Source organism: Rhodosalinus sp. (assembly GCF_041685465.1).
Classification (GTDB): Bacteria; Pseudomonadota; Alphaproteobacteria; order Rhodobacterales; family Rhodobacteraceae; genus Rhodosalinus.
The window spans coordinates 1-5,223 of sequence record NZ_JAWLFS010000216.1; the positions used below are offsets into that span (position 1 = coordinate 1).

The window sequence follows — 5,223 nt, forward strand, 5'->3', positions numbered from 1 at the left end:
TCCGCCCCCGCGCCCCGGCAACTCGCCTGGTGCAGGTAGGGCGTGCCGATCCAGCCCCGCGCGGCGGCGACGACGCAGGCGCCCTGCCCGCTCATCGCCGGCTCCCGCCGCCGGTCTCGCCCGAACGGGCGGGCGGCACGGTGACCCAGTCCTCCGCCGGCAGATCCGGGAAGCCCTGGAAGTTGAGCGCATTGGCGAACTTCGCCCGGCAGGTCTCGAACCGCTTGTCGCAGCCCGCCTCGAGGCGGATGGGATCGCCCGGCGCGGGGTCCGTGCCAAGGGGCGTCCAGAGCTCGATCGCCCGCGTGCCGGCCTCGGCCACGTCGCGCTTGATCACGCCCGAGAGCCCTTGCGCCGGCCCGCCGAGCACCAGCAAGCGCCCGCGCGCGAACCACTCCGGCGCGTAACCCGCGAGCGGCGGGAAGCGCAGCACGCGCCCCCCCTCCTCCACCGCGAGCGCCGGCCCCTCGTGCCGATAGCCCGGCCGCGCGAGATCCACGCCGCAGGCCGCGTCGCCGAGCACCGCCGCGCAGGGCTTCTGGAAGACGCGCCCGCCGGGCCGGTTGAGCGCCGCCGAGAGCCCGCGCAGCTCGGCGTGAAAGGCGCCGTCCACGCGGCGCAGCTCCCCGATCGTGCCGCGGAAGATCAGCTGCCGCGCGGCGACGTCGGACCAGTCCACGAGCCAGGCGCGCACCTCCGCCCCGTCCCAGCGGCCGGCGGCGATGTCGGCCTCGCGGATCGCGTCGTCCGAAAGCGCGCCGAGCGCCTCGGTGTTGTCCACCGATAACCCGGTCGTCTGCTGCAGCGCGGCCGCCGAGAGCCCGGTCTCGGGGCGGAACTCCACGCCCTCGAAGGCGAGCGGGCGGTCGTGATCGGTGAAGCCGAGCGTCGCGCCGTCGGCCCGCGTCACCGCCCAGGCGCGCGCGACGGTGGTCGCGCCCTGCGCCAGATGCTCCTGCAACGCGCCCTGCATCAGATCCGCACCTCCACCACCGGCACGCTCGGCACCTCGCCCGCGCGGAAGCTCGCCACGCTCGTTCGGATGGCGTCCGTGTCGAAGCGCACCGGCACGTCGAACTCGAAGCCGGCGGTGATCTCCATGCCGGGCGACGGCGCGCGCGCGAGCGTGACCGTGCCGCGCGTCGCGTCGAGCTCGAAGTCCACGGCCTCGCGCAGCGCGTCGCCCTGCACGGCGAGGCGCACGCTTCCCGCGACCGGCTTGGCGATGGGCCGGGTATAGGCGGCCTCTCCCGAGCGGTAGGTCTTGGTGAGGGAGAACACCCGCGCCGCCCCGTCGCCGCGGCCGATCACCTGATCGGTGGGCGCGGGCGCGCGGCTCGGCGGGCAGGACTTGTAGTCGGCCCAGTCCTTCCAGCGAAAGCCGTGCAGCCGGCCGCGCCGCGCCTCGAAGAAGGCCACCAATGTCTCGATGTCGTCGAGCGCCCGCAGCCCGACGCCCGCGTCGTAGCGGCGGCGCGACTGCGCCCAGGGGGTGTTGCGCTCCTCGTGGCCGGAGGCGAGGGCGACGACCTCGGTGCGCCGTTCCGGTCCACCGGTGGAGCCGAAGCTCAGGTTGGGCGGGAAGCGGACCTCGTGAAAGCTCATGCCTTTGTTCCTCCGGTCTGCTGGCGGGCGCACGGCCCCGGCGTCGGCTCAGCGGTTGCGCTGCCCGCGGGCGAGCGCGCGCGTCATCTCGGCGGCGATCTGGGCGCGCGAACGGCGGAAGCCCTCGACGTCCGGGGTGGTCACGTTGATCGTCACCGCCGTGGGCCGCGCTTCCCCCGAGGCCTGCACGCCGAGCTTGCCGTCGGCGCCGCGGGCGAGCGGCAGGATCGCCTCCGGCCCCGCCTCGCCCATGAGCCCGGTGCCGCCCCGCATCGGGAAGCGCGTCGCCTCGCGCACCACCCCGCCCGAGGCGAAGGGCATGACGCGCCCCTGCGCGAAGCCCGCCCCGTCGGCGAAGGCCGAGGCGCCGAAGACCCCCTGCGCCGCGTCGGCGAGGAGGCCCGCGACATGGCCCGTCACCGGCTTCACCGCCGCGGAATAGGCCGTGTCGGCGAGCCCGGACGCCACCTGCCCCAGTGCATCCGAGAGCGTCGCGCCGTCGAAGACCACCCCGTCGATCGCCCGGCGCAGCCCGCGCTCGAGCGACCGCTCGAGCCGCGCGGCGCCCTTGCCGGCGGCGTCGAAACCCGCGTTCACGCGCCGCAGCTCGGCCTCGAAGCCCGCGGCCAGATCGGCCGCGCCGCCGAGGCGCGTCTCCAGCGCCTCGAGCGCCTCGTCCAGCGCCTCGGCCTCCTCAGGGTCGCTCATCGCTCTCCTCCGTCGCAGCATCCGGATAGGCGCGCATCAAGGCGTCGAGCCGCGCGCGCCCCATCGGCCCGGGCCCCGCGCCCGCGCCCAGCATCACGGCGAGCTCGGCAGGCGTGAGCGCCCAGAACTCGGCCGGTCTCAGGCCCAGCCGCCCGAGGCCCGCGCGCATGAGCGCCGGCCAGTCGAGCCCGCTCACGGCGCCTCCTCCGGCGGCAGGAAGGCGCGCGCCAGAAGCTCGGCGGCCGCGCGCGCCGCCGCCACCGGGCCGCCCGCGATCTCGGCGGTGCGCAGGTCCGCGGCCGCGCCCTCCCAGCCGGCGCCGCGCAGCCCGGCGACCAGCACCGCGAGCACGTCGCGCCCCGAGACGCGGCCCGCCTCGAAGCGCTCGGCGAGCGCCACGAGGCTGTCGGTGCCGAGCGTCACCTCGAGCTCCGCGAGCGCGCCGAGGGTCAGGCGCATCACCCGGCGCTCCCCGTCGATCACGAGCGCCACCTCTCCGCGATGAGGGTTCGCCATCAGAGCGCCGTGAAGCTGAGCGCGCCGGCGGAGGCGAGGGCGATCTCGTAGGTCGCCTCGCCGTCGTGGCGGCCCGCGTATTCGAGCCCGGTGACCTGGAACGGCCCGGCGATGGTGCCGAAGTCCGGAATCACCACCTGGAACTCCGGCGTCGCGCCATCGAAGAAGACCTGCCGCGCACGGGCGTCGGTGTCGGCGTCGCGAAAGACGCCGGAGCCCGCGATGGCGGCGGATTTCACCCCCGCCCCGGCCAGCAGCTCGCGCCAGCCGCCCGCGCTTTCGAGGCTGGTGACGTCCACCTGCTCGGCGTCGAACGACAGCCGCGTGGCCCGCAGCCCCGCGATGGTGCGGAACTGGCCGTCGCCGGTCAGGTCCACCTTGATCAGCATGTCCTTGCCGCTCTGGGCGCCCATGTCGTCTCTCCTCGGTGTGGTCTCACTCCGGCGCGACGCGCGCGCGGAAGGTCAGGTCGATCCGCCGGCCGCGGCCCTTCGGCCCGCGTGCCGCCCGCGCCCGGCGGAAGCTCAGGTGCAGGAGCCGCCCGCCCTCGAGCGCCAGCGGCGGGTCGAGAAGCGCCGCGGAGGTTGCAGCCGCCGCCTCCTTCGCCGCGCGGAAGCTCCCGGCCTCGCCGGCCACGGTCACGGTCAGGTCGTGCTCCGCCCCCGGCCCGCTCGCGTCGGAGCGGTCGCGCACGCGCTCCGGCCCGATGAGGACGTAAAGGGGCGGCAACTTGCCCGCGGGCGGCGCGTCGTGGACGTGCCCGCCGGTGAGCGCGCCGAGCGCGGGATCGCCGGCGAGGCGCGCATGCACCGCGGCCTGCAGGGCGGCAGAGAGGGCGTAGCTCATGGCGCGACCTCCTCCTCGGCGAAACACGTCAGGTAGCGGCCCGCCGGGTCGGCCTCGGCCACCGCGCGAATGCGCCAGACGCGCGCGCCCTCGCGGAAGCGCTGGCCGGGCCTCGGGCGCGCCTCGCAGCCCGGCGGCGCGGCGCGCACAGTGATGCGGTAGGGCGTCGCCGCGACGGTGCCCCCGGCGCCCGCCACCTCGCGCCCGGCACCCGCGACCACCTCGGCCCAGAGCATACCGCGCGGCGTCCAGCCCGTTGCCGTGCCGCCGGCGCCGTCGGCCGTGTCGACCGGGGCCTCCAGGACGAGTGCGCGTGTGAGACGCGGCGCGCTCATGCAGCCCCTCCCGCACCGAGGCGGAGCGCCCGCCACGGCCCGATCAGCCCGGCGACGGCGGCCGGCATCGCCTCTGCGCCCGCCGAGGCGGCGTCGCGGTATTCGTAGTACTGCGCGGCGAGCAGCATCGCCGCCTGCCGCAGGTCGGCGGGCACCTCGGCCCAGGCGGCGCCGAAGCCCGCCGCGAAGCGGATCACCGCCGCCCCGCGCGCCGGGATGGCGGGCAGCGCGGCGCCGGTGGGCCGGACCACCGGGCGGTGCGTGTCCGCCTCCAGCCGCCAGGCACCCGGGTCCAGGGTCCGTTCCTCGCCCGCGGCATCGCGCAGCGCCACCTCGCTCACCGCCTCGACCGGCGCGAGCGGCAGCGGCACGCCCGCCGGGTCCGACCAGGCCGGCAGGCTCAGCGCGAAGGCACGCCGGAGCAGGATCTTGGCCGTGCGCGCCTCGATCGCGGCGATGGCGGCGCGCAGCACCGCCTCGAGCAGGGGCGCCTGCAGGTCGTCCTGCGAAAAGCCGGAGCCGAGGCGCAGATGCTCCCGGAACGCCTGCACCGGCAGGGCCGCCGGATCGAGCGGCGTCTCTTCGATCAGCATGGATGACGTCTCCCGATGGTGCAGCCCCGCCGGGGCCTTGGGTCGCGCGCGGCCCCTGTCCGGGCCGCGCGCGCCGCTTGCTCGGCCCGGCTCAGGCCGTGGCGAAGCGCAGGAGCTTGATCGCCGCGAAGTCGGTGACGTCGCCGCCGACGCGCTTGGTCGCGTAGAAGAGGACATGCGGCTTGGCGCTGAAGGGATCGCGCAGCACGCGCAGGTCCGGCCGCTCCGCCACGGTGTAGCCCGCGCGGAAGTCGCCGAAGGCGATGGCGTCCGCGCCGCTTTCGATGTCGGGCATGTCCTCGGCGACGAGCACCGGGTAGCCGAGGAGCCGCGCGGGCTCCCCCGCCGCCAGCCCGTCGGACCAGAGGAAACGCCCGTCGTTGTCCTTGAGCTTGCGCACCGCGCCGGCGGTGCGCGAGTTCATCACGAAGCGCGCGTTGGCGCGGTAGCGCGCGCCCAGCGCGTAGACGAGATCGATCAGCGCCTCGGCCCCGGCGAAGGCGCCGTCCGCGCCGCTCGCCACGTAGCCGAGGCTCTCCCAGCTCCAGCTCGCCTCGGCCACCGCCGGATGGGTGAGAAAGCCGCGAGGCTTGTCCACCCCGTCGCCCGCGACGAAGGCC

General features: G+C 76.2%; 10 protein-coding genes and 1 pseudogene. All 11 read right to left on the reverse strand.

The window, feature by feature from the left end; all coding sequences use genetic code 11:
- Positions 1 to 95 (reverse strand): annotated as a pseudogene (locus tag ACESL7_RS12745) (peptidase); the annotation flags it as partial.
- Entirely contained in the window at positions 92 to 973 is an 882-nt protein-coding gene (locus ACESL7_RS12750) for a DUF2163 domain-containing protein (protein WP_372893694.1), read from the reverse strand. The gene ACESL7_RS12750 and the pseudogene ACESL7_RS12745, both read right to left, overlap by 4 nt.
- Complete coding sequence (locus tag ACESL7_RS12755) at positions 973 to 1,605, reverse strand: phage distal tail protein, Rcc01695 family (protein ID WP_372893695.1); 633 nt, start codon at positions 1,603 to 1,605, stop codon at positions 973 to 975. The genes ACESL7_RS12750 and ACESL7_RS12755 overlap by 1 nt, the downstream gene beginning before the upstream one ends.
- 48 nt (positions 1,606 to 1,653) lie before the next feature.
- A complete protein-coding gene (locus tag ACESL7_RS12760; protein WP_372893696.1) occupies positions 1,654 to 2,313 on the reverse strand; it encodes a phage tail tape measure protein in 660 nt (219 codons plus the stop codon).
- Positions 2,300 to 2,509, reverse strand: coding sequence for a rcc01693 family protein (locus ACESL7_RS12765; protein WP_372893697.1), 210 nt, complete (start codon positions 2,507 to 2,509; stop codon positions 2,300 to 2,302). Before ACESL7_RS12765 ends, ACESL7_RS12760 begins: the two co-directional genes overlap by 14 nt.
- Complete coding sequence (locus ACESL7_RS12770; protein WP_372893698.1) at positions 2,506 to 2,829, reverse strand: gene transfer agent family protein; 324 nt, start codon at positions 2,827 to 2,829, stop codon at positions 2,506 to 2,508. Before ACESL7_RS12770 ends, ACESL7_RS12765 begins: the two co-directional genes overlap by 4 nt.
- Positions 2,829 to 3,242, reverse strand: coding sequence for a phage major tail protein, TP901-1 family (locus tag ACESL7_RS12775; RefSeq protein WP_372893699.1), 414 nt, complete (start codon positions 3,240 to 3,242; stop codon positions 2,829 to 2,831). Before ACESL7_RS12775 ends, ACESL7_RS12770 begins: the two co-directional genes overlap by 1 nt.
- A 22-nt stretch (positions 3,243 to 3,264) precedes the next feature.
- Positions 3,265 to 3,675: a DUF3168 domain-containing protein gene (locus tag ACESL7_RS12780; RefSeq protein WP_372893700.1), complete on the reverse strand. Its 411-nt coding sequence runs from the start codon at positions 3,673 to 3,675 to the stop codon at positions 3,265 to 3,267.
- Positions 3,672 to 4,010 carry a head-tail adaptor protein gene (locus tag ACESL7_RS12785; RefSeq protein WP_372893701.1) on the reverse strand — a complete coding sequence of 113 codons (339 nt, stop codon included), beginning with the start codon at positions 4,008 to 4,010 and terminating at the stop codon, positions 3,672 to 3,674. Before ACESL7_RS12785 ends, ACESL7_RS12780 begins: the two co-directional genes overlap by 4 nt.
- On the reverse strand, positions 4,007 to 4,603 hold the full coding sequence (locus ACESL7_RS12790) for a head-tail connector protein (protein ID WP_372893702.1): 597 nt from the start codon (positions 4,601 to 4,603) through the stop codon (positions 4,007 to 4,009). Before ACESL7_RS12790 ends, ACESL7_RS12785 begins: the two co-directional genes overlap by 4 nt.
- Positions 4,604 to 4,694: 91 nt before the next feature.
- On the reverse strand, positions 4,695 to 5,223 hold a 529-nt coding region (locus ACESL7_RS12795), incomplete at its 5' end, for a phage major capsid protein (RefSeq protein ID WP_372893703.1).